18 protein-coding genes are annotated in these 22,818 nt (G+C 71.3%); 4 read left to right on the top strand and 14 right to left on the bottom strand.

Annotation, left to right across the window (positions count from 1 at the left end):
• The first annotated feature begins 19 nt into the window (after positions 1-19).
• Complete coding sequence (locus ACZ6TB_RS16170; RefSeq protein WP_465554990.1) at positions 20-832, top strand: SAM-dependent methyltransferase; 813 nt, start codon at positions 20-22, stop codon at positions 830-832.
• 46 nt (positions 833-878) lie between these two features.
• Here the strand turns inward: ACZ6TB_RS16170 and ACZ6TB_RS16165 are convergent, their stop codons facing one another.
• From ACZ6TB_RS16165 to ACZ6TB_RS16130, 8 genes are all read right to left on the bottom strand, one after another.
• The gene (locus ACZ6TB_RS16165) at positions 879-1,478 is read right to left on the bottom strand and encodes a DUF3618 domain-containing protein (RefSeq protein WP_465554988.1); all 600 of its coding nucleotides are present in this window, start codon (positions 1,476-1,478) and stop codon (positions 879-881) included.
• Positions 1,454-1,864 carry a phage holin family protein gene (locus tag ACZ6TB_RS16160; protein ID WP_465554986.1) on the bottom strand — a complete coding sequence of 137 codons (411 nt, stop codon included), beginning with the start codon at positions 1,862-1,864 and terminating at the stop codon, positions 1,454-1,456. Before ACZ6TB_RS16160 ends, ACZ6TB_RS16165 begins: the two co-directional genes overlap by 25 nt.
• A complete protein-coding gene (locus ACZ6TB_RS16155) occupies positions 1,861-2,598 on the bottom strand; it encodes a hypothetical protein (protein WP_465554984.1) in 738 nt (245 codons plus the stop codon). The genes ACZ6TB_RS16160 and ACZ6TB_RS16155 overlap by 4 nt, the downstream gene beginning before the upstream one ends.
• A gap of 270 nt (positions 2,599-2,868) precedes the next feature.
• On the bottom strand, positions 2,869-3,129 hold the full coding sequence (locus ACZ6TB_RS16150) for a hypothetical protein (RefSeq protein ID WP_465554982.1): 261 nt from the start codon (positions 3,127-3,129) through the stop codon (positions 2,869-2,871).
• Positions 3,130-3,138: 9 nt separating this feature from the next.
• Entirely contained in the window at positions 3,139-6,690 is a 3,552-nt protein-coding gene (locus ACZ6TB_RS16145) for a hypothetical protein (protein ID WP_465554980.1), read from the bottom strand.
• A gap of 106 nt (positions 6,691-6,796) precedes the next feature.
• The gene (locus ACZ6TB_RS16140) at positions 6,797-9,688 is read right to left on the bottom strand and encodes a vitamin B12-dependent ribonucleotide reductase (protein WP_465554978.1); all 2,892 of its coding nucleotides are present in this window, start codon (positions 9,686-9,688) and stop codon (positions 6,797-6,799) included.
• A gap of 43 nt (positions 9,689-9,731) precedes the next feature.
• Positions 9,732-10,181, bottom strand: a complete 450-nt coding sequence (gene nrdR / locus ACZ6TB_RS16135; protein WP_465554976.1) for a transcriptional regulator NrdR — start codon at positions 10,179-10,181, stop codon at positions 9,732-9,734.
• A 362-nt stretch (positions 10,182-10,543) separates the two neighbouring features.
• Positions 10,544-10,864 carry a LysM peptidoglycan-binding domain-containing protein gene (locus ACZ6TB_RS16130; protein WP_465554974.1) on the bottom strand — a complete coding sequence of 107 codons (321 nt, stop codon included), beginning with the start codon at positions 10,862-10,864 and terminating at the stop codon, positions 10,544-10,546.
• A 268-nt stretch (positions 10,865-11,132) separates the two neighbouring features.
• On the opposite strand from ACZ6TB_RS16130, the gene lexA reads away from it, so the two are divergent.
• A complete protein-coding gene (gene lexA, locus ACZ6TB_RS16125) occupies positions 11,133-11,924 on the top strand; it encodes a transcriptional repressor LexA (RefSeq protein ID WP_465554972.1) in 792 nt (263 codons plus the stop codon).
• Positions 11,925-12,102: 178 nt separating this feature from the next.
• Here lexA and ACZ6TB_RS16120 read toward each other — a convergent pair whose 3' ends face one another.
• Both ACZ6TB_RS16120 and hflX read right to left on the bottom strand, forming a co-directional pair.
• A complete protein-coding gene (locus ACZ6TB_RS16120) occupies positions 12,103-13,833 on the bottom strand; it encodes an NHL repeat-containing protein (protein ID WP_465554970.1) in 1,731 nt (576 codons plus the stop codon).
• A 72-nt stretch (positions 13,834-13,905) separates the two neighbouring features.
• The gene (hflX, locus tag ACZ6TB_RS16115) at positions 13,906-15,327 is read right to left on the bottom strand and encodes a GTPase HflX (protein ID WP_465554968.1); all 1,422 of its coding nucleotides are present in this window, start codon (positions 15,325-15,327) and stop codon (positions 13,906-13,908) included.
• 173 nt (positions 15,328-15,500) lie between these two features.
• On the opposite strand from hflX, the gene ACZ6TB_RS16110 reads away from it, so the two are divergent.
• Positions 15,501-16,961, top strand: coding sequence for an NAD-dependent malic enzyme (locus ACZ6TB_RS16110; protein ID WP_465554966.1), 1,461 nt, complete (start codon positions 15,501-15,503; stop codon positions 16,959-16,961).
• Positions 16,962-17,014: 53 nt separating this feature from the next.
• Here ACZ6TB_RS16110 and dapF read toward each other — a convergent pair whose 3' ends face one another.
• Together dapF and miaA are read right to left on the bottom strand one after the other, a co-directional pair.
• Positions 17,015-17,872, bottom strand: a complete 858-nt coding sequence (gene dapF / locus ACZ6TB_RS16105) for a diaminopimelate epimerase (RefSeq protein WP_465554964.1) — start codon at positions 17,870-17,872, stop codon at positions 17,015-17,017.
• A gap of 8 nt (positions 17,873-17,880) precedes the next feature.
• Entirely contained in the window at positions 17,881-18,903 is a 1,023-nt protein-coding gene (gene miaA, locus ACZ6TB_RS16100; protein ID WP_465554962.1) for a tRNA (adenosine(37)-N6)-dimethylallyltransferase MiaA, read from the bottom strand.
• Positions 18,904-18,970: 67 nt separating this feature from the next.
• Between miaA and ACZ6TB_RS16095 the strand changes: the two genes are divergently transcribed.
• Positions 18,971-20,179: a DUF349 domain-containing protein gene (locus ACZ6TB_RS16095; protein WP_465554960.1), complete on the top strand. Its 1,209-nt coding sequence runs from the start codon at positions 18,971-18,973 to the stop codon at positions 20,177-20,179.
• Between the two features lie 133 nt (positions 20,180-20,312).
• Here the strand turns inward: ACZ6TB_RS16095 and ACZ6TB_RS16090 are convergent, their stop codons facing one another.
• Together ACZ6TB_RS16090 and miaB are read right to left on the bottom strand one after the other, a co-directional pair.
• The gene (locus ACZ6TB_RS16090; RefSeq protein WP_465554958.1) at positions 20,313-21,260 is read right to left on the bottom strand and encodes a threonine ammonia-lyase; all 948 of its coding nucleotides are present in this window, start codon (positions 21,258-21,260) and stop codon (positions 20,313-20,315) included.
• A gap of 59 nt (positions 21,261-21,319) precedes the next feature.
• Positions 21,320-22,807 carry a tRNA (N6-isopentenyl adenosine(37)-C2)-methylthiotransferase MiaB gene (gene miaB, locus ACZ6TB_RS16085; RefSeq protein ID WP_465554956.1) on the bottom strand — a complete coding sequence of 496 codons (1,488 nt, stop codon included), beginning with the start codon at positions 22,805-22,807 and terminating at the stop codon, positions 21,320-21,322.
• Positions 22,808-22,818: the final 11 nt, after the last annotated feature.

Genomic DNA, 22,818 nt, shown 5'->3' with positions numbered 1-22,818 from the left:
CCGTCCCCTGAGGAGCGTCATGGCTGATGCCGCACCCGAGCGGGCCGGGCTGAACTCAGAGATCCCGCAGGCGGCCCGCATCTACGACTACGTCCTCGGCGGGCACGACAACTTCGCCGTCGACCGGGCCGTCGGCGAGGCCATGATGGCCGCGAGCCCACTGCTGGCGCCGTCGATGCGGGCGAACCGGCAGTTCATGGCCCGCGTCGCCGCCCATCTGGCCGCCCAGGGCTTCCGGCAGTACCTCGACATCGGCACCGGCCTGCCCACCCAGCCGAACCTGCACGAGATCGTCGAGAAGATCGTCCCCGACGCCGACATCGTCTACGTCGACAACGACCCGATGGTCCTGCGGCACGCGCAGGCGCTGCTCACCAAGGTTCCCGGCGCGACCGGCAAGCTCGAATATCTGCACGGCGACCTCCGCGACCCCGGCGCCATCTTCGCCGCGCCGCAGGTCACCGGCACCCTCGACCTGTCCCGGCCGGTCGCGGTCACGATGATCGCGGTCCTCCAGCTGATCGAGGACCCCACCGCCGGCTCGGTCATCGCCGACGTCATGGGCCGGCTCGCCCCCGGCAGCGCGCTGGTGCTGTCGTTGGTGGTCCCCAACGACGATCCGGACGGGGTCGCGCAGATCATCGCCGCCGGCCGGGCCGGCGGCATCAACCTGGTGTGCCGCACGCTCGACGAGGTGGCGGCCCTGTTCGGCGGCCTCGAGATCGCCGACCCGGGCATCGTCGCGGTCAACCGCTGGCACCCCGGGCCGGCCGAGCGGGAGAGCGCCGCCCAGCCGGTCGGCATGTACGCCGCGCTCGCCTACAAACGCTGAGGCCTCCCGCCCTTGATGCCGAGCGGGAGGCCGCTACTGGGGTTTCTCAGGCGTTCCGGGTCTCGTCCTTGACGTCCTGCGCCGACGACTGAGCCTGCTGCTTGGTCGTCTGCGCGGCGTCCTGGGCGGTCGACTTGACCTCTTCGACGGCCTGCCGGGCGGAGCCGGTCAGATCGTCCTTGACCTCGGACGCGACGTCTTTGAGCTGGTCGGTCAGGTCGCCGCTGTGCTCTTTGATCTGCTCGCCGGCGTGGCGCTCGGCCTCGGTGACCGGCATCAGCGTCGCGGCGAGCAAGCCCACCCCGAACGCGATGATGCCGGCGGCCAGCGGATTGCCCTGCGTCCGCGTGGCGACGGCCTGCGGCGCGGAGCGAACCGCGTCGGCGGCGTCGTGCGCCTTCTCCTGTACGGCGCCGGCCGCGGACGATGCCTTGTCGCCGACGGTGCTCGCCGCCGACGACGCGGTGTCGCTCACGGCGTGCCGGCCGTGCTCTGCACTTCCCATGACCTTCTCCTGGATCGCGGTCCACCGGCGACGCGCCACCTGCTTCGGACTCGTCTTCTCGGCCAGCCGGTCCACGTCGCGCGTCAGGCTGGCTCGGGTGCTCTCGATGTTCTGCCTCAGCCGGTCGGGTTCTTCAGCCATTGGGCGTCCTCCTTGATCGTGTCGACCGTCCGCCGGGGAACGGGGTCCACCGTCTTGAGCCTCTTGCGGCCGGTGGTGTAGAGCACCGCGCCGATGATCGCCCAGATGACGGCGACGATGAGCGCCGCCCATCCGGCGTCCATGACGTTCGCAAGGCCGAAGACGAGCGCGAAGCTGAGCAGGACGACGGCGAGATAGCCGGCGAACCCGGCGCCGCCGAGCATGCCCGCGGCCTTGCCGGCCTTGCTCGCCTCCTGCTTGAGCTCCGCCTTGGCCAGCTCGACCTCCTGGCGGAACAACTGCGAAAGATCGTTGCTGATGTCGCCGATCATCTGGCCGATCGACGTCTCGGCCACCTGGTCGGTGTGCTCGCGGGGGGCGGTCATCGCCGCGTCTCCGGCGGGAACTCCTCGACCACTTCCGGGCGCCCGGTGCCGGTCGCCGCGTACTCGGTGCCGGCAGTCTCCGGATAGGCCGTCGTGGTCGTGACGGTCGGCTCGGTGTAGACGGGCGGCTCGGTGTAGACGGGCGGCTCGGTGTAGACGGGCGGCTGGCTGACCGCGGCCGGCGGGTAGTTGCTGGAGAAGGAGTCGCCCGCCGGCTTGCTGCCGCCGTCGGACGAGCCGGCCTTGGCGACGCCCTTGCCCAGGCGGCCCACCACGAAGCCGGCCGCGAGCGCGGTCGCCAGGAATGCGCCGGGACGGCGCCGGGCGAAGTCCTGCACCTCGCGCAGGACGCCCTCGGGACCGTTGCGGTCCAGATAGTCGGCAAGCTGGCGGCCACCGTCGGCGACTCGGGAGACGACCGTCGCGGCCGGCGAGTCACTGCGGTCGCCGCGCATCTCGTCCAGCTGGTCGGCGGTCTGCCGGATGGTGCCGGAGAGCTTCTCGTGCTGCGTACGCGCCTGCTGCGTCAGCGTGTCACGCACATCGCCGGCCAGGCTGCGGGCCTGTGCCTTCGCTTCGGCGCCGACGCGCTGGGCCTGCTCGGTCGCGGTTTCCTTGACGTCCGTCGCCGCGTGGCCGGCCGCCTGAGCACCGCGCCCGGCAACCTCCTTGGCCGTGGACGACGCACCTGAGGGGGATCGGTCCGGCGTGGCGCCGGTCGGTAGGTCGGACACGTTGCCTCCTACTTGAGTGGTTGTTCCGCCTCCGAAATCCCCCGTCGCACTCCGTCTAATCCACACCGTCGACCGGTCTTTCCATCCGTTAATTCACCCATGGCAAGCATCGAGTTTGGTCGTTCTACGCGGGGGTAACCAGGGCATTCAGCCATGGTGGCGCCTCCGCCTAATTGATCGATCACCATTTTGATCACACAAAGAATGCGTCCCGGGTCCATTACGACCCAGGGACGCTTTCGGTTCTTGGGGACTCCCCGGCCGGGCCGGTCAGCCGGATGTGCCGCCCGGCCGCAACGCCCGGCGGCGGGTGCGCAGGCCGAGACCGCCGAGGACGACCCCGGCGACGGCGAACGGGAGGGGCAGCAGCCACTCGAGGACGCCGTTGCCGCCGTCCGGCGAGACGCCGGTGAGTTCCTCGACCCACTCGGGCGCCAGGGCGGCCAGAACGGCGAGGCCCAGGCTCAGGCCGGCGAGAATCAGCTGGACACGGGCCCGGCGGACCGGGTGCGCGGCACCGAACATCGACATCTCCGCTGGTCAGGGACGGTTGGCGACGGCGACGACCCGGGCGGCCAGGTAGGGCCAGCCGCGGACCAGCTCGGTGACCGATCGAGGCGCGGCGACCGCGGGCCGCAGCAGCGGCCGGTCGTCGACGGTCGCGGCCACGTACGCCAGGAGCAGCACGTACTTGCCGGTCGGCGCGCCGGACAGGTCCACGTCGATCGACACGCCGCGGGGCAGGCGGCCGCCGACCGGCACGGCGAGCGGCCGGTGAACGGTGTTCCAGCCGGCGGGCACGGTCGCCGCCGCGCCGGTCAGGTATTCCACGATGCCGCGCACCGGTGTCCTCATCAGCTCGGCCGCCGACCGGCCGCCGGTGCGCCACAGCAAGGTCACCGACGCGGCTCCGGCGGGCACCTCGCGGCTGTCCCGGTGATGCACCACGACGTCGATCGTGCACGGCTCGCGGTAGACCTGCCAGGTGCCGTCCTCGGCGATCGACGGTGGCACGACAAGCTCGCTCAGGTCGGCCTCGCACGGCGCGGCGTCCGGCGACCGGGTGGTCTGCCACGGCGCCCGGTAGACCGCCGGCGTGCCGGCCGGGTCGGCGGTCGGCTCGCCGCCGGCGGTCAGGCGGGTCCGCATCACCGCGTCCCAGAGCGGCTTGTCGACGACGGGTTCGGCGGACAGGCCCATCGACGCACGGTGCAGGGTGACGAAGCCGTCCATCGCGTACGACCAGAGACCGGTTGCCGGCACGCCGGGGTAGAGCCAGCGGAACGCGGTCTGGAAGGTCCACACCTGATGATCGGGTTGCCGTTCGCTGAACTGCTCCCATTCCTGGCTGGTGTCGGTCGCGAGCCGGCGGTGGAACCGCGGCGGCGCCGTCGTGGCCGTCCATCGCGGACGGACGACGATGTCGGGGCTGGCGGTGAAGGTCTCGGGCCGGCCGGACGGGTACGGGGTGGGATCGTCCGCCACGGCCATCGGCATCCGCCGGTCGTCGTGGGCGGTGGCACGGATCCAGGTGCGCCGGCTCGCGTCGTGGGCGAGGTCGGCCTCCCAGACGCCGCGCGACATCACCCCCGCGCGCAGCAGCCGCGGCGCTCCGTCGGTGCCGGCCGGATCGGTCCACGTGCTCAGGTCCTGGACGATCGCCTGGGGCAGGCCGGTGACGTACTCGTCCCAGTGGTGGCCGGTGTCGTGCCGGACGCCACGCCAGACGCCGGTGGCCGTGCCCGCGAAGACGACGGCCGGGTCGGCCGGGTCGAGGACCACGGCGAAGACCGGGTCGCGCGGATCCAGCTGTGTCCGCAGGCCGGTGGGGTGGAACTGCTGGTCCGCCTCGCGGTACAGCCAGAGCGTGTCCGCGCCGGTGTCCTCCACCCCGGTGGTCGCGAGGTAGAAGTCCCGGGTGCCGGGGACGGCGCAGACGTCGGTCAGCACCGTCGCGCCGCCGGGACGCAGGACGCGCGCCGACCAGAGGCTCGACCAGTGATCGGTCTCGGTGTACCGGACGATCCCCTTCTCGTAGAGCGCCAGAAGCTCGGACGGGGAGGCCCAGGACATGGTGACCACGGCGTCCAGCCCGGGCACCCCGAACTCGGCGTCGTACGTGCCGGTCGTCGGCCAGTCGGCCCGGGGATCGTCGGTGGTGCTGCTATTGACGGGCAGCACGTACCAGCGGTTCGGCTCCTCGCCCGGCTCGGCGGTGATGTCGTCGCTGAGCCAGACCCGGTTGGTGCCGATCGCCAGGCGCGTGCTCGGTGGATCGTTCCGGTCGTCGACGACGGCCGCCCCGCCCGAGTAGAACAGCGCGTCCCGGTACTCCTGGTCGACGACCTCGTCGCCGGACATGGGGAACTTGGGCCAGAACTCGTGCCGGGTCAGCGGGTCGACGACATGGCCGACGCCGGACCGCCAGTCGCCCTTGATGTACTGGCGGAACAGGATGGCCGGCGCGGTCGGCACGAAGATCACGCCGCCGCCGTCGCCCTCCTCGAGCAGCTCCCAGGTGGTGTCGCCGGTGCGGATCGGGGTGCCGTTGTCCTGCACGCCGATCGCGGCGAACTGGCTCGACCCCGGATGCCCGCGCACGAATTGCGGCTCCAGCGACGCGATCCCGTTGTTCGCCGCGCAGAAGGTGTACACCTGACCGGCGCGGTCGGACACGAACGCGCCGCCGTCGGTGCCGACCCACACCTGCCGTCGCGCCGGAGGTCCGGCCAGCCGGATGGTGTGCACGTCGGGATGGACGTTGTTGCCGATCAGACCGGGAGCCAGGGCGCCGGCGCCACCGGCGCCGAAACCGGTCCGCGACAGGCCGTCGACCGGGACGAGGGCATCGTCGCGTACGTCGAAGCAGTACAGCGCGGCGGCGGCGTCCCCCCATTTCAGCGTCGGGGTGCCGACCCCGGCCCCGCCCAGGTAGACGCGGTCCGTGTCGCCGGCGCGGTCCACGGCCAGGGCCTGGTCGTAGTCCCGCTGCCGGCCCCAGAGGTCCTTCGGCACGCCGGCGATCCGGGTACGGCGCGGGGACGGTCCGGCGGTGAAGTCGATCCGCCACAGGCTGGGCTCCGGCCGGTTCCGCCGGGCCGGATCGGTTCCGATGATCTCGCCGAGCAGGTAGAACCGGTCGGCGGCCGCCGGTGCCAGGCTGGCGACCCCGGAGCGGACGGCGTCCTCCGGCATCGGCAGCGCGAGCTCGATCGGGATGCCGTCCGGCTCCTTCATCAGGGCGAGGACGCCGTTCACGAGCACCACGAGCAGCCGCCCCTCGGGCAACCACGCCGCGTCGCAGACCCCGATCCTCACGTACGCGTCGTGGAGCGGTTGCACGGCCCGCCAGCCGTACACGCCGCCCCGCCGCTCACCGACGAACGCGCCCGCGGTCGTGCAGGCGAGCACCCGGTCGCCGTCCACGCCGGGCCGGGTCGACGGGTCGCGCACCAGCCGGTAGGTCCCCGCGCCGCCGAGCAGTTCCCGCCCGCTCTGCTGCCACGGATTGCGGGACTCGCCGGCCGCGGCCGGCCCGGTCCCCGCGAGAACGCCGATACCGCCGGTCCAGGCGGCGAACACGCTGTCGGGGACGGTGGGGAAGTCGGTCAGGGACGGCTCGCCGGTGCCGACGAGGACCACGTCCGACTCCGCGCCCGCGCCGAACTCGACCAACAGGCTGCCGCAGACCTGAGCGTTGCTGGGACCGCCGGGCAGGCCGGACCGCTCGACCGAGGCGGTGATCGGCGACCACGTCGTCCCGCTGTCCGCGGTGTACCAGACCCCGCCCTTGGCCGTGGCCGCGTACGCCCGCCGGCCGGTCGGATCGACGGCGAGGTCCCGGATCCGCCCGCTGACCCGCGGATGGTCGACGGCCTGCCCCTTCCGGACGACCGAGGGACCGATCGGCACCCAGCGCCCGGCCGCCGGCACGTCCGCTCCCCGGCCGGCCCGGCGGGCCGCCATCGCCTCGTCGAGGGCGGCCGGGTCCACCCCCGCGAGCAGCCGGGCGTTGTAGGCGGCGCGGAACGCGGCACGCCGCCGTTTCCGGCTCCGGCGCTGCTCACGGTGCACGTCCTCGCGGTCGGTCACGATCCGAACACTTCGCGGGGTGACCGGAAGTTGTCAACATCGCTGCCGCGAAGGCGACAGAGAGATGCCTCCCGCCCAGTTTCGGGCGGGAGGCATCCGTCTTGGTTCAGCTACAGCCGGAGGTCGAGCCGCAGCCCTCGCACACGTAGCAGCTGCCGGCGCGCCGCATCTTGGTGCCGCAGGTGAAGCAGAGCGGCGCGTCGGCCGCCTGCCCCATCACGACCTCGAGCAGCTCGGTCGACGAACCGACGGAGGTCGGCGAACCGATCGAGGTCGGTGTCACCGGGGCCGGAGCGTCCACCGAGGACGCCGCGCCCACCGGGGCCGACACCGGCGCCGACACGGCCATGCCGGCCAAGTCGGCGGACGCCGCCGCGGCCTCGGCCGCCGCCTCGGCCTGGACCTGGGCGGAGCGCTCCTTGGCCGTGAAGATGCCGAGCTCGGCCCGGGTCTCGTAGGGCAGGAAGTCGAGCGCCAGGCGACGGAAGATGTAGTCCATCACCGACGCCGCCATGCGGACGTCCGGGTCGTCGGTCATGCCGGCCGGCTCGAAGCGCATGTTCGTGAACTTGCCGACGAAGGTCTCGAGCGGGACGCCGTACTGGAGTCCTATCGAGATCGCCACCGAGAAGGCGTCCATGACGCCGGCCAGCGTGGAACCCTGCTTCGACATCTTGAGGAAGACCTCGCCGAGACCGTCGTCGGGGTAGGACGACGCGGTGAGGTAGCCCTCGGCGCCGCCGACCGAGAACGACACCGTCTCCGACGGCCGCTTCTTCGGCAGCCGCTTGCGGACCGGGCGGTACTCGACGACCTTCTCGACCACGGGCGCGACCTCGACCGCGGCCGGCTCGGCCGCCTTCTTCGACGAGGAACCGGCGGCCGAGAGAGGCTGGCCCACCTTGCAGTTGTCGCGGTAGATCGCGAGCGCCTTGAGGCCGAGCTTCCAGCCCTGGTAGTGGATGTTCTCGATCTCCTCGACGGTCGCCGTCTCGGGCATGTTGACCGTCTTGGAGATGGCGCCCGAGATGAACGGCTGCACGGCCGCCATCATCCGCACGTGGCCCATCGGCGCGATCGCGCGCTCGCCCATGGCGCAGTCGAAGACCGCGTAGTGCTCCGGCTTGAGGCCGGGGGCGTCGACGACGTTGCCGTGCTCGGAGATGTGCTCGACGATCGCCTCGACCTGCTCCTCGGGGTAGCCGAGGCTGCGCAGCGCGCGCGGCACGGTCTGGTTGACGATCTGCATCGAGCCGCCGCCGACGAGCTTCTTGAACTTGACCAGGGCCAGGTCGGGCTCGATGCCGGTGGTGTCGCAGTCCATCATCAGGCCGATGGTGCCGGTCGGGGCGAGCACCGACGCCTGGGCGTTGCGCCAGCCGTTCTTCTCACCGATCTTGAGGCCGGACTGCCACTGCTTGGTGGCCTCGCGGGTGATCTCGGTGGCGACGAGGTTGGTGGAGCGGATCTCGTCGTTGGCGGCGGCGTGCTTGCGCATGACCCGCTTGTGCGCGTCGGCGTTGCGGGCGTAGCCCTCGTACGGGCCGACGACGCCGGCGATCTCGGCCGAGCGGCGGTACGCCGTGCCGGTCATCAGCGAGGTGATGGCGGCGGCGACCCCGCGGCCGCCCTCCGAGTCGTACGGCAGGCCGGACGCCATCAGCAGGGCGCCGATGTTCGCGTAGCCGATGCCGAGCTGACGGTAGGCGCGGGTGGTGATCCCGATCTTCTCGGTCGGGAAGTCGGCGAACGCGATCGAGATCTCCATCGCGGTGATGATGAACTCGACGCTCTTGACGAACTTCTCCACCTCGAAGCCGCCGTCGGCCTTGAGGAACTTCATGAGGTTGAGCGACGCCAGGTTGCAGGACGAGTCGTCCAGCGACATGTACTCCGAGCAGGGGTTGGACGCGGTGATCCGGCCCGTCTCGGGGTTCGTGTGCCAGTCGTTGATGACGTCGTCGTACTGCAGGCCCGGGTCGGCGCACTCCCACGCGGCCTGGGCGATGCCGCGGAACAGCTTCTTGGCGTCGACCCGCTCGATCTCCTCGCCGTCCAGCCGGCCGCGCAGGGCGAAGTCGGTGCCCTCCTCGTACGCCCGCATGAACTCGTCGGAGACGCGGACCGAGTTGTTGGCGTTCTGGTACTGCACGGAGACGATGTCGGCGCCGCCGAGGTCCATGTCGAAGCCGGCGTCCCGCAGCGCGCGGATCTTGTTCTCCTCGCGCGCCTTGGTGAAGACGAACTCCTCGATGTCCGGGTGGTCGACGTCGAGGATGACCATCTTGGCCGCCCGGCGGGTCGCGCCGCCGGACTTGATCGTCCCGGCGCTCGCGTCGGCGCCGCGCATGAAGCTCACCGGTCCGCTGGCGGTCCCCCCGGACGACAGCAGTTCCTTGGACGAGCGGATGCGGGACAGGTTGACGCCGGAGCCGGAGCCGCCCTTGAAGATCAGCCCCTCCTCCTTGTACCAGTCCAGGATGGAGTCCATCGAGTCGTCGACCGACAGGATGAAGCAGGCGCTGACCTGCTGCGGCGACTTGGTGCCGACGTTGAACCACACCGGCGAGTTGAAGCTGAACACCTGGTGCAGCAGCATCCAGGTCAGCTCGTGGTCGAACAGCTCGGCGTCCGCCTTGGAGGCGAAGTAGCCGTGCTTCTCCCCGGCGTTGCGGTAGGTCGAGACGACCCGGTCGATGAGCTGCTTGAGCGTCCACTCCCGCTCCGGGGTGCCGACCGCGCCCCGGAAGTACTTGGTGGTCACGATGTTCGCCGCGTTCACGCTCCAGAACGCGGGGAACTCGACGCCCTTCTGCTCGAAGTTGATCGAGCCGTCCCGCCAGTTCGTCATGACGACGTCGCGGCGCTCCCACTCGACCTCGTCGTACGGGTGAACGCCCTCCGTCGTCCAGACCCGCTCGACCCGCAGCCCCCCGGCGGCCGCGCTGCCGTTCGCACGACTGCGCTGCCGCCCTGCTGTGATGCCGTCCCCGGCCATACTGCTCCCCCTCGTCGACACTGCTTCTGTCACTCGCGCTTCGTCACCTGTTGGCATCGCGCAGCTCCGCGATCTCCTTCTCGAACTCGTCGAGCGAGTCGAAGGATTTGTAGACGCTGGCGAACCGGAGATAAGCCACCTGGTCGAGCTCTCGCAACGGGGTGAGGATCGCCAGCCCCACCTCGTGACTGGGGATCTCGGCCGCGCCCCGGGCCCGGACGGTTTCCTCGACACGTTGCGCGAGCTTCGCGATCGAGTCCTCGTCGACGGGCCGGCCCTGGCAGGCCTTGCGGACCCCACTCATGATCTTCGTCCGGCTGAAGGGCTCGGTGACGCCGCTGCGTTTCACGACGGCCAGAACCGCTTCCTCGACGGTGGTGAACCGCTTGCCGCACTCGGGGCACGAGCGGCGGCGACGGATCAAAGCGCCGTCGTCGGCCTCGCGCGAGTCGACCACGCGCGAGTCGGCATGGCGACAGTACGGGCAGCGCACCGCGATCTCCCTCCGGGACCCTCCCCCATGGCGTCTCCGGACACGCCGAAACCCGCCGACGCGATGGTCACTGCCAACGCGGCGCCGTGGACGACGAGTGGATAACCGGGAAGGTGAAACCCCAACCAGTGGATGACTTACACCCTTGTAACTACTAGATGTTGGGGTAGACGCTATTCCTCGGCGGACGCGGACGCAAGCTCAGCGGCGCGTCGGCGCGCCGTATTTTCGGACTCAACACGTGCGGTGTACCGCCGGTTACCGAACGCCGCTCTTTGCGCCGTTCATGCAAGATCAACGCGCCGTTGGCCGCTTGATCACGGCCCGGCCGGACCCAAATCCGCCGCGCGGGAGGAACAGCATCAGCCGCGCGGGAGCACCAGCACCTGACCGACCTGCACGTCGTTGCCCGGCAGGTGGTTGAGCTCGCGGATCTCGGCCACCCGGGCCCAGCCGTCGCGCCGGGACGAGCTCGCCGCGGCGATGTCCCACAGCGTCTGGCCGGACCGGACTGTGATCGTAGGCGCCGGCGCGGAGGGGTCGGCGGAGGCCCGGGACGCCGTGGTGAACAACACGGCGCTCGCCACCGACGCGGCCAGCACCAGCAGACCGAGCAGCACGGCCCGGCCCCGGCGGGTCAAGCGCAGCGACGGCTGAGCCGACCGAATCGAGTGCGCCACCATGACACGGACCCCCAAGATCCACAGTTAGGACGCCTGTTCTATAGAACGCCCGTACGACGGTCTACCAGAACACACGTACGGAAGTCGAGCACTTGAGGGCGACACGCCGAAGCGAATGTCGTACAGATGTTTGAATATGTCGCACCCCAGCACTACGGTTTCCCGACAAGAGGGGTCAGCCGGGCGAATGTCATCCCCACGACGTTCCGCCCCGGTTCCGCGAACGCACCACGTGCCGACGAGGCACTGGCCGACAAGGAGGGCGGACGTGTCGACCGACGACCGGACGAGCCGGCAACAAGAGCAGATCTCCAAGCCCGAGGCGACATCGACGCTGCGCCGTCGGAGCACGCCGGGCCGGGCGCGCGCCGGCGAGGTGCCGCAGCTGCGGTCGGTCACGCCCGTGGTCAGCCACTTCCCCGACCTGGTGACCGCCGATCTCACGGCCCGCCAGCGGCGCATCCTCGAGTTCATCCGCGACTGGGTGGAGCGCTACGGCTACCCGCCGAGCGTCCGCGAGATCGGCGAGGCGGTCGGCCTGGTCTCACCGTCCAGCGTGGCCTATCAGCTGAAGGCGCTGGAGACCAAGGGCTTCCTGCGCCGCGATCCCAACCGCCCGCGTGCCGTCGACGTGCGCGCCCCCAGCGAGATGGTCGACGACGAGACGTTGCGCAGCGCGCGTCCGCAGCCGGCCTACGTCCCGCTGGTCGGCCGCATCGCCGCCGGCGGTCCGATCCTGGCCGAGCAGGCCGTCGAGGAGTTCTTCCCGCTGCCGCGCGAGCTGGTCGGCGAGGGCGACGTCTTCATGCTCGAGGTCAAGGGCGACTCGATGATCGACGCGGCCATCTGCAACGGCGACTGGGTCGTGGTGCGCCAGCAGCCCACCGCCAACGCGGGCGACATCGTGGCCGCCATGATCGACGGCGAGGCCACGGTGAAGAGCTACCGCCAGCGCGACGGCCACGTCTGGCTCATGCCCGCCAACCAGGCCTTCGACCCCATCCCCGGCGACGACGCCACGATCATGGGACGGGTGGTCGCGGTCCTGCGCCGCGTCTGAAAGATCAAATTCAGGCGGACGTACGGGTAGGACGAGTCACGCCGAGGCGGCCGGCCGGCGCGGTGCGCACGCTCCGCGCCCGGCTTCCGGGCTGTCCTGCATGCCCGGGCTCACCCCAAGAACAAAAAGCGAGGCCGGCGGCACCCAACGGTGCGGCCGGCCTCGTCTTGCTTGTCCGTCAGCGGCGGTAGCCCGGGTTGTCGAAGCGCCCCTCGGGACGGCCGTTGCGGTCCGCATAACCGTCACGGCCACCCTGCTGGCCGCCGCCGTAGGCGCCACGCGGGCCGCCACCGCCCTGCTGCGGGCCGCGGGGCTGGCCGCCACCCTGCTGGGGGCGCTGCGGGCGCTGGCCCTGCTGCGGCCCGCGAGGCTGGCCGTACTGCTGGCCGCCACCGCCGCCACCGCCGCCGTAGACGCCGTCGCGACCGCCGGGCTGCGGGCCACGCGCCGGCTGACCCTGCGGGCCGCGCGCCGGCTGACCCTGGGGACCGCGCGGGGGCTGGCCGCCCTGCGGGGGACGGCCGTACTGCGGACCGCCGCCCTGGCCACCACCGCCCTGGCCACCACCGCCCTGGCCGCCACCGCCGCTGCCGTAGACCGGCCCGGCGCCGCGCTGGGGTCCGCCCCGCGGCGGTGCGCCGCCCGGCTGCTGACCGCCGTAGACCGGGCCGGCCGCCGGGCCCGAGCGGGCGCCGCCGTACATGCCGGCCCGCTGCTGCTGCGGCGCGCCGCCGACGCCGATGAGCTCGGTCTCGGGGTCGCCGGGCTCGTCGTCGAAGCGGTCCAGCGGCTGCGGGTTGAGGGCGAGCCGCTTGCGGTGCCGGGCGATGCCGAGCACGCCGACGCCGACCAGGATCAGGCCGATCAGCCCGATGCCGCCGACCGCGTAGGTGATCTCGTCGATCGTGAGGTTCGAGTACCAGTGGTCGCCGGCGCCGGTCGAGCTGGACGAGCCCTTCTTCGCGACGGCGATCTCGGTCGACGGCACGTACGAGAGGATGTAGTTGGCCGTGTCGTGGTCGCCGCTCATGTCGGAGACCGTGTAGAAGAGCTTGCCGTCGGCGCTGAAGGTGATCGACTCGCCGAGCGTCTCGTTCGGCAGGCCGGTGATCCGCGGCTTGCCCTTGATCGCGGCGAGCACGTCGCCGTTCGCGACGTCCCACTCGAGCGCGTCGGTGTAGGTGCGCAGCACGACCTTGGAGCCGTCGGCCGACATCGCGGCGCCGTCGATGGTCTGGTTGCCGATGCGGGCGAACGGGTTGCCGGCCGTCTCGGTCTTCGACACCGAGAGCGTGCCGACCTTCTGCAGCGGGATGCCCTCTTCGCTGCTCGCCTTGAGGGCCGCGGTCGGCTCGTAGAGCCCGGCCGCCGTGCCGATCTCCTTGGTGACGATCAGCGGGACGTTGTTGCCGGTGATCAGCAGCGCCTCGGCGTCGTGGTAGTCGCCCTCGGGGTACTTCATGCGGTAGAGGACCGGCTTCTTCGACCCGTCGAGCGGCATCTTCCACACGCCGATCGAGGGCCGGCGGGTGCCGTCGTCCTTGTCGAAGTTGTTGTCGCCGATGTCGGCGATCCACAACGTCTTGCCGTCCGGCGCCAGGATCAGGTCTTCGGGGTCGCGCGGCGTGCCCGCGAACGCCTTCTCATCGACGATCTTGCACTTGCTGTCGAGGAAGAACACCTTGCGGTGACTGTCGGTGTTCGTGCTGTCGTTCACGACGACGAAGCCGTCTTTGGTGGCCACCATCCCGGACAGCTCGTCGAGCTTGGGGTCGGTGACCTTGCAGACCTTCTTGCCCGCCGTCGCCTTGACGCTGACGGTGGGTGCCGGATCATCCGCAAACGCGCTGGACGGACCGACCATCACCAGGCCAACGGCCGCGATAGCCGGAAACACGAGACGCCGCATCCGATCAGTGTCGCATGCGGCGTCTCGAAGCGGTGTTTCGCTCTGATCAACCCCGGGTCGGCCCGCTGACGCTCAGTTGCGGAACGACTCCAGCTCGGCGGCGAGCTGCTCGCCGACCCGAACCTGGAGCTCGGACCCGTCATCCGTGTAGCGGGTGTTGAGCACCTGGCCGGACCGATGAATCCGGGCGACCAGGTCGCCCCGGTCATACGGAAGAAGGACACGCAGGTCCACGGCCGGGCGGGGCAGCCGCTGGGCGATGGCCGCGTGCAGGTCGGCGATGCCGGCGCCGCTGCGGGCCGACACGAAGACCGCGTCCGGCCACGTGCGCTTGAGCCGCAGCAGGCTCTCCTCGTCGGCCGCGTCCACCTTGTTGATGACCAGCAGCTCCGGGATGCGGTCGGCGCCGACTTCGCTCAGCACCTCGCGCACGGCGCTGACCTGACCCTCGGGGTCGGGGTGCGCGCCGTCGACCACGTGCACGACCAGGTCGGCCTCGGCCACCTCCTCGAGCGTCGAGCGGAACGCCTCGACGATCTGGTGCGGCAGGTGCCGGACGAACCCGACCGTGTCGGAGAGCGTGAAGACCCGCCCGTCCTCGGCCGCGGTTCGCCGGGTGGTCGGGTCGAGGGTGGCGAACAGCGCGTTCTCCACCAGCACGCCGGCCTGGGTCAGCCGGTTGAGCAGGCTGGACTTGCCGGCGTTGGTGTAGCCGGCGATCGCGACGGCGGGAACGCCGCTCGCCTGCCGGCGGGAGCGCTTGGTCACCCGTACGGTGCGCATGGCCTTGATCTCACGACGCAGGCGCGCGATGCGGTTGTTGATCCGCCGGCGGTCGGTCTCGAGCTTGGTCTCACCCGGACCACGGGTGCCCACGCCGCCGCCCGCGCCGCCACCGCGGCCGGAGCCACCGGCCTGGCGGGAGAGCGACTCACCCCAGCCGCGCAGACGCGGCAGCAGGTATTGCAGCTGGGCCAGCTCGACCTGCGCCTTACCCTCTTTGCTCTTCGCGTGCTGGGCGAAGATGTCGAGGATCAGCGCCGTCCGGTCGACGACCTTGACCTTGGTCTGCTGCTCGAGGTTGCGCAGCTGGGACGGGGACAGCTCGCCGTCGCAGATCACCGTGTCGGCGCCGGACGAGACCACCACGTCGTGCAGCTCGGCGACCTTGCCCCGGCCGATGAAGGTGGCCGCGTCGGGCCGGCCGCGCCGCTGGATGAGACCCTCGAGAACCTGGGAGCCCGCCGTCTCGGCCAGCGCCGCCAGCTCGGTCAGCGAGTTCTCCGCGTCGGCGATGGTGCCCTCGGTCCAGACGCCGACCAGGACGACCCGCTCGAGCCTCAGCTGCCGGTACTCGACCTCGGTGACGTCGGTGAGCTCGGTGGAGAGGCCGGCGACGCGCCGCAGCGAATGCCGCTCCTCGAGCTCGAGCTCGCCGGTCGTGGGGTCCGCCTCGAACTCGTCGAGGACGGGTGCCTGGTAAGTGTTTCGCAAAAAAGTGACCTCCTCGGCCCGATCGTGGCACGTCACGAGGGCGGGCGCATCCACATAACAAGGCCGGACGTTGGCTATGGGTGCCTGAGCAAGAAACAACGACCGGCTGGAACCGGGTATTCCGGAAGAGCAACAATGCGGGGGAGCAACCCGCCCGATCCGGAGGACACACCGTGGTGACCACCCGCCTGCCGAGCGCAGGATTCTCGATCACGATTCGTATCGCCGTTACCGCGGACGCCTCGTCGATCGGCCGCCTCACGACCTGCGTCGGGGAGGCCGGCGCGATCGTGACGGCGCTCGACGTCGTCGACTCGGACCCGACCAGCGTGCTGGTCGACCTGACCTGCGACACCGCCGACTCGAGCCACGCCGACCAGGTGGTCAAGACCCTGGAGGAGCTGGACGGGGTCGACGTCCGCAAGGTCTCCGACCGCACGTTCCTGCTGCACCTCGGCGGCAAGATCGAGGTCAACTCCAAGGTCGCGCTGCGCAACCGCGACGAGCTCTCCCGGGCCTACACGCCGGGCGTGGCCCGGGTCTGCATGGCGATCGCCGAGAACCCGGCCGACGCCCGCCGGCTGACGATCAAGCGGAACACGGTGGCCGTGGTCAGCGACGGCTCGGCGGTGCTCGGCCTCGGCAACATCGGCCCGGCCGCGGCGATGCCGGTGATGGAGGGCAAGGCGGCGCTGTTCAAGCGCTTCGGCGGGGTGGACGCGTGGCCGGTCGTGCTCGACACGCAGGACACCGACGAGATCGTCCGGATCGTGAAGGCGATCGCGCCGGCCTACGGCGGCATCAACCTCGAGGACATCGCCGCGCCGCGCTGCTTCGAGATCGAGGAGCGGCTGCGCGAGCAGCTGGACATCCCGGTCTTCCACGACGACCAGCACGGCACGGCGATCTGCGTGCTGGCCGCGCTCACCAACGCGCTGCGGGTGGTGGGCAAGCGCATGCAGGACGTGCGGGTGGTGGTCTCCGGGGCCGGCGCCGCGGGGACGGCGATCATGAAGCTGCTGCTCCGGCAGGGCGTGGGGGACATCATCGCGTACGACCGGAAGGGCGCCCTGCACCGCGGCATGCCCGATCTGACGCCCACCTGGCACTGGCTCGCCGAGAACACGAACCGCGCCAACTACTCCGGTGATCTCCCGGGCGCGATCGTGGGCGCCGACGTCTTCATCGGGGTGAGCGCGCCGAACCTGCTCACCGGCGCCGACATCGCCAAGATGGCCGACAAGTCGATCGTCTTCGCGCTGGCCAACCCCGACCCCGAGGTCGACCCGCGCGAGGCCCGCCAGCACGCCGCGGTGGTGGCCACCGGCCGCTCGGACCAGCCCAACCAGATCAACAATGTGCTCGCCTTCCCCGGCGTCTTCCGCGGCATGCTCGACGTGAGCGCCGAGGGGTTCACCGAGGAGATGGCGCTGGCCGCGGCCCAGGCGATCGCCAACGTGGTGGGCGACGAGAAGATCAACCCGACCTTCATCATCCCCAGCGTCTTCGACCCGCGCGTGACCCCGGCCGTGGCCGCGGCGATCCGGGCCGCGGTCAAGGGCGGCGCCGCCCCGCACAACGCGGCGGCGATGCCCGAGGCCGAGCTGGACGAGGCCCCGGGGGAGGCCTTCTAGACCGGCGTGCGGTCCGGAGGTCTTCTAGACCGGCGTGCGGTCCGGGAGGCCTTCTAGACCGGCGTGCGTCCCGCGCCGCGGGCCAGGACCTCGCCGGTCGCGACCAGCACCGCGGGGCCGGCCAGCCACCAGCGGTCGGCCTCGTCGTGGGTGACCGTGAGCCGGCCGCCGAGGACGTCGACGGCGACCACGCCCGTGGCCAGGCCGGCCTCGCGCAGGGCGGCGGCGCCGACGGCGAGCGCGCCCGAGCCGCAGGACAGCGTCTCGCCCGAGCCGCGCTCGTGGACGCGCATGGATACGTGCCGGTCGGCGCCCTCGACCGGCTCGCCGGCGACGACGAACTCGACGTTGACGCCCTGGCCGAACAGCGCCGGGTCGAACCCGGGCGAGGCGGTCAGGTCGAGCGACGACAGGTCGAGGCCGTCGTGCACGCCGCAGACCAGGTGCGGGTTGCCGCAGTCGACGGCCACGCCGGGAAAGGTCAGCGGTCCCACGGTCGCGGTGCTCGCCGCGTACACCCGGGGGCTCCGCATGCGCACCTTGATCTCGTCGCCCTCGAGGACCGCGACCACCACCCCGGCTCGCGTGGCCACCGGCAGGCCCTCGGGGCCGGGCGTGGCGAGACCGTTCTCGATCAGGAACCGGGTGAAGACCCGCACGCCGTTGCCGCACATCTCGGCGATCGAGCCGTCGCTGTTGCGGTAATCCATGAACCACTCGGCGTCGGCGGCGAACGCGACCCCGTCCGGGTCCTTCGCCGCGCGCACCACCCGCAGCACGCCGTCCGCGCCGATGCCGAAGCGGCGGTCGCACAGCTCCGCCACCCGCGCGGGCGGCAGCGTGAGGACGCCGTCCGGGTCCGCGATGATCACGAAGTCGTTGCCGGTGCCGTGGCCCTTGGTGAAATGCACGTCGTCCATCATCCCGCAAGCGCCAGGGCGTCCGCCACGAGTGTGTCCGACGCCCCGTCCAGCCAGTGGATCGCCGGGTCGCGCCGGAACCAGGACCGCTGCCGCCGCACGAACCGCCGCGTGCCCTGCGCCGTCTCCGCCTTCGCGCCGTCCTCGGTCAGCTCGCCGTCGAGCTGGGCGATCGCCTGCTGGTAGCCGAGCGCCCGGCTCGCCGTCCGCCCGTCCCGCAGGCCGAGCGGCAGCAGGCCGCGCACCTCGTCGAGCATCCCGCCCGCCCACATGAGGTCGACCCGCCGCCCGATCCGCTCGTCCAGCGCCGCCGGCTCCCGGTCGACGCCGATCTGCACCGACGGGTAGTGCGGGGTGGGCGCCGGCAGCGACGCGGTGAACGGCCGGCCGGTCAGCTCGATCACCTCGAGCGCGCGCACGATCCGCCGCCCGTTCGAGGGAAGGATCTTGCCGGCCGCCGCCGGATCCCACCCCCGCAGGCGCTCGAACAGCGGCCCGGGCCCGTCCGCGGCCAGCTCGGCCTCGAGCCGCGCCCGGATGGCGGGATCGGTGCCGGGAAATTCGAACTCCTCCAGCACCGCCCGCACATACAGTCCCGAGCCCCCCACCAGCAACGGCACCCGGCCCCGCGCGAGGACGTCGTCGATCGCCGCCCGGGCCACCGCCTGGTACTCGGCGACGGCGGCCGGCACCGTCACGTCCCAGATGTCGAGCACGTGGTGCGGGACGCCTTCGCGCTCGTCGGAGGTCAGTTTCGCGGTCCCGATGTCCATCCCTCGGTACAGCTGCATGGAGTCGGCGTTGATCACCTCGCCGCCCAGCTCGTGGGCGAGAGCGATGCTCAGGGCCGACTTTCCCGCGGCGGTCGGCCCCACGACGGTGATCACACGGGGGACCAATGGGATCGGCACGGAGCAACCGTAGGACAAGGTTGTGTCACGGTCATCGGCGGGCGCTTCCCCATAACCGGGTTGGACCTGTGACAATGCGCGAGAAAGAATGCCGTGGAGAAGGTTTGGCATTCGACTGCGCTGCGGCGGTGGTCGTCGCCCTCGCGGGTGGCGGCGCCGGGAGACTTGAGGACGGGTTATGAACGACTGGACGGCCTTTGGACGCGTGGATGCCGACGGCACCGTGTACGTGAAGACCGCGGAGGGCGACCGTGTGGTCGGCTCCTGGCAGGCGGGCACCCCCGAGGAGGGCCTGGCCCACTTCGCCCGGCGATTCGCGGACCTGGTCACCGAGGTCGACCTGGTGGAGGCTCGTCTCAAGTCCGGCGCGGCGGACGCGCCGCACGCGCTCGCCACCGTGAAGCGGCTGCGCTCCCAGCTCGACGAGGCGCACGTGGTGGGCGACATCGACGGGCTCGCGGCCCGGCTCGACCGGCTCGCCGGCGTCGCCGACGAGAAGGCGGGCGAGGCCCGCGCGGCCCGCGAGGCGGCCCGCGGCGAGGCGCTGGCGCGCAAGACCGCCCTGGTCGAAGAGGCCGAGAAGATCGCCGCCGACGCCACCGGCTGGAAGACGGCCGGCGACCGCCTCAAGGAGATCCTCGACGAGTGGAAGACGATCCGCGGCGTCGACAAGAAGACCGACGGCGAGCTGTGGAAGCGCTTCGCGGCCGCCCGGGACGGCTTCACCCGCCGCCGCGGCGCCCACTTCGCGACCCTCGACGGCCAGCGCAAGCAGGCGCAGACCGCCAAGGAAGAGCTGGTCAAGGAGGCGGAGGGGCTGGCCGAGTCGACCGAGTGGTCGACCACGGCAAACCGCCTCAAGGAGCTGATGTCGGAGTGGAAGGCGGCGCCCCGCGCCGCCAAGGACGCCGAGCAGCGCCTCTGGGAGCGGTTCCGCGCCGCGCAGGACGGCTTCTTCACCCGGCGTAGCGAGGTCTTCTCGGCCCGCGACGCCGAGTACAAGGGCAACCTCGACCGCAAGCAGGCGATCCTGACCGACCTCGAGGCCGTCGACGTCGACGCCGACCCGCGCGCCGCGCAGAACAAGCTGCGGGACGCGCAGGCCGCGTGGCACGACGCCGGGCGGGTGCCGCGCGAGTCGTCGGCCTCCCTCGACCGCCGCTGGCGCGCGGCCGAGGACCGCATCCGGGTCGCGATGGACTCGGCCTGGCGCAAGACGGCGCCGCAGGACAACCCGCTGCTCCAGCAGATGCGCGAGCAGGTGGCCGAGGCCGAGGAGAAGCTGGCCCGCGCCCAGGCCGCCGGCGACGCCCGCCGCATCAAGGAGGCCGAGCAGGCGCTCTCCTCCAAGAAGCAGTTCCTGGCCCTGGCCGAGCAGGCGGGTTGATTTTCGTTCCGCCCAACATCAAGATCACATTCAAGGGCATCATCTAATACGGGATTTTGATCAGTCCCGTTTTGACACGGCCAGATCCGTAGATGGATCTGGCCGTAGCGCCCCTATCGCGTGTGGCGACGGGTCACCCTCGACCCATTGACGCCAGCTCCGCCGGCGATGCGTTGCCGCCGGAGCACACGATTGCGATCTCTTTGCCCGCGAATGCGGACCGATTCGCCAGGATGGCGGCCAACGGAGCCGCGCCCGCTCCCTCGGTCAAGGTGTGGGTCTTCGTGGCCATCGTGTGCTGGGCCTCGGCGATCTGGTCGTCGGTCACCAGCAGGAAGTCGGCGAGGGCGCCGCGCAGGTAGCGCTGAGGCACGTCGAACGAGCGTCCGGTGGCCAGGCCCTCGACGCGGGTCTGGTTGGGGCGGGTCTCGGGCGCGCCGGAGCGCCAGGCGTCGTGGGCGGCGCGGGACGCGGCGGACTGGACGCCGATGACGGCACAGTCGGGGGCCAGCGCGCGGGTCACGATGGTGGCGGCGGCCGCGCCCGAGCCGCTGCCGACCGGGACGACGATCGCGTCCAGATCCGGGCGTGCCTCGAGAATCTCCAGGTAGAGGGTGGCCACGCCGGCCAGCAGCTCCGGCGTGTCGCCGGGGCTGACCAGGTGGGCGCCGGTGTCGGCGGCCAGCTTGGTGGCGTGCTCCTCGGCCTCGCCGAAGTTCGCGCCGGTCAGCACCACGTCACCGCCCCACGCCTCCACCGCAGCGACCTTGTTCGGGCTGGTGGCGGCGGGCATGACCACCGTGCAGGGCACGCCGAAGACCTTGCTCGCGTACGCCATCGACTGCGCGTGGTTCCCGGTCGAGTAGGTGACCGTGCCGCCCGGGAGATCGCCCAGCGCCGCCAGCAGGTTGAGGCCGCCGCGCACCTTGAACGCGCCGACCGGCTGGGTGTTCTCGTGCTTGACCAGCACCGTGGCGCCGGCCGTCGCGTTCAGCACCGGGTAGGACCACATCGGGGTGGGCGGCAGGTAGCGGTTGACGACCTCGCGGGCCGCCCGGACGTCGTCGAGGGTGAGCTCCATGCCCCGATACTCGACGCCGCGGGCCGCGCCGGTCGACGGCCAATCGGCGGTGACCGGCCCTAGAGCGCGCAGCCGCTCGTCGATGCCGGCAGCGGGGCGGGGACGCCGACCGTGGGCAGGCCCAGGGAGACGCCCTGGAGGCGGGGGGTGCGGCCGGCCTCGAAGGCGTCGCCGGCCCGGGTGCGGCGGTACGAGAGCGGCGCGCCGTCGGCGTTCAGGTGGTGCGGGGCCGCGTACGTCACGATGGTCTCGATGATGTCGCCCGGTCGCGGGGTGAGGTCGCCGGTGGCGAAGTGGACCAGGCGGCCGTCCCGGGCCCGGCCGCTCAGCCGGCCCGTGCGCTCGTCCTTGCGTCCCTCGCCGACCGCGACCAGCACCTCGACCTTCTCGCCCACCAGCTTCTTGTTCTCGGCCCAGGTGATCTCTTCGAGCAGGGCGATCAGCCGGTTGTAGCGGTCCTGGACGACCGCCTTGGGCACCTGGTCCGCCATCGTCGCCGCGGGGGTGCCGGGACGGATCGAGTACTGGAAGGTGAACGCGCTGGAGAACCGCGCCCGGCGTACGACCTCGAGGGTCTGCTCGAAGTCTTCCTCGGTCTCGCCCGGGAAGCCGACGATGATGTCGGTGGTGATCGCCGCGTCGGGCATGGCCGCGCGCACCTTGTCGATGATCCCCAGGTACTTCTCCTGGCGGTAGCTGCGGCGCATGGCCTTGAGCACCCGGTCGGAGCCGGACTGCAGCGGCATGTGCAGCGAGTGGCACACGTTCGGCGTCTCGGCCATCGCGGCGATCACGTCGTCGGTGAAGTCCTTGGGGTGCGGGCTGGTGAAGCGCACCCGCTCGAGGCCCTCGATCTCGCCGGTGGCCCGCAGCAGCTTGCCGAACGCGAGGCGGTCACCGAACTCGGCGCCGTACGAGTTGACGTTCTGCCCCAGCAGCGTGACCTCGAGGACGCCCTCCTGGGTGAGGGCCGCGACCTCGGCCAGGATCTCGCCCGGCCGGCGGTCCTTCTCCTTGCCGCGCAGCGACGGGACGATGCAGAAGGTGCAGGTGTTGTTGCAGCCGACGGAGATCGAGACCCAGCCCGCGTACGTGGACTCGCGCTTGGTGGGGAGCGTGGAGGGAAACACCTCGAGCGACTCGAGGATCTCGACCTCGGCCTCCTCGTTGTGCCGGGCGCGTTCGAGCAGCGCGGGCAGCGAGCCGATGTTGTGCGTGCCGAAGACGACGTCGACCCAGGGCGCCTTCTTGACGATCTCGCCGCGGTCCTTCTGGGCCAGGCAGCCGCCGACCGCGATCTGCATGCCGGGGTGCTTGAGCTTGGTGGGACGCAGGTGGCCGAGGTTGCCGTAGAGGCGGTTGTCGGCGTTCTCGCGCACGGCACAGGTGTTGAAGACCACGACGTCCGCCGCGTCCGGGTTCGCGGCGCGCACGTAGCCGGCGTCCTCCATGAGACCGGAGATGCGCTCGCTGTCGTGCACGTTCATCTGGCAGCCGTAGGTGCGCACGTCATAGGTGCGCGGGGCGCCTTCGAGTTCGGTAGTCATGGCAATTGACC

The organism is Actinoplanes sp. NPDC051537 (genome assembly GCF_055586105.1).
Note: the sequence above shows the minus strand (reverse complement) of the source record. Positions and strands in the feature narration are given on the sequence as shown.

Excerpts from the sequence above, each read along its gene's own strand:
- ACZ6TB_RS16170 (WP_465554990.1), top strand. The coding sequence starts at position 20 with ATGGCTGATGCCGCACCCGAGCGGGCCGGGCTGAACTCAGAGATCCCG.
- ACZ6TB_RS16165 (WP_465554988.1), bottom strand. The coding sequence starts at position 1,478 with ATGGCTGAAGAACCCGACCGGCTGAGGCAGAACATCGAGAGCACCCGA.
- ACZ6TB_RS16160 (WP_465554986.1), bottom strand. The coding sequence starts at position 1,864 with ATGACCGCCCCCCGCGAGCACACCGACCAGGTGGCCGAGACGTCGATC.
- ACZ6TB_RS16150 (WP_465554982.1), bottom strand. The coding sequence starts at position 3,129 with ATGTCGATGTTCGGTGCCGCGCACCCGGTCCGCCGGGCCCGTGTCCAG.
- ACZ6TB_RS16140 (WP_465554978.1), bottom strand. The coding sequence starts at position 9,688 with ATGGCCGGGGACGGCATCACAGCAGGGCGGCAGCGCAGTCGTGCGAAC.
- ACZ6TB_RS16130 (WP_465554974.1), bottom strand. The coding sequence starts at position 10,864 with ATGGTGGCGCACTCGATTCGGTCGGCTCAGCCGTCGCTGCGCTTGACC.
- ACZ6TB_RS16120 (WP_465554970.1), bottom strand. The coding sequence starts at position 13,833 with ATGCGGCGTCTCGTGTTTCCGGCTATCGCGGCCGTTGGCCTGGTGATG.
- miaA (WP_465554962.1), bottom strand. The coding sequence starts at position 18,903 with ATGCCAAACCTTCTCCACGGCATTCTTTCTCGCGCATTGTCACAGGTC.
- ACZ6TB_RS16095 (WP_465554960.1), top strand. The coding sequence starts at position 18,971 with ATGAACGACTGGACGGCCTTTGGACGCGTGGATGCCGACGGCACCGTG.
- ACZ6TB_RS16090 (WP_465554958.1), bottom strand. The coding sequence starts at position 21,260 with ATGGAGCTCACCCTCGACGACGTCCGGGCGGCCCGCGAGGTCGTCAAC.
- miaB (WP_465554956.1), bottom strand. The coding sequence starts at position 22,807 with ATGACTACCGAACTCGAAGGCGCCCCGCGCACCTATGACGTGCGCACC.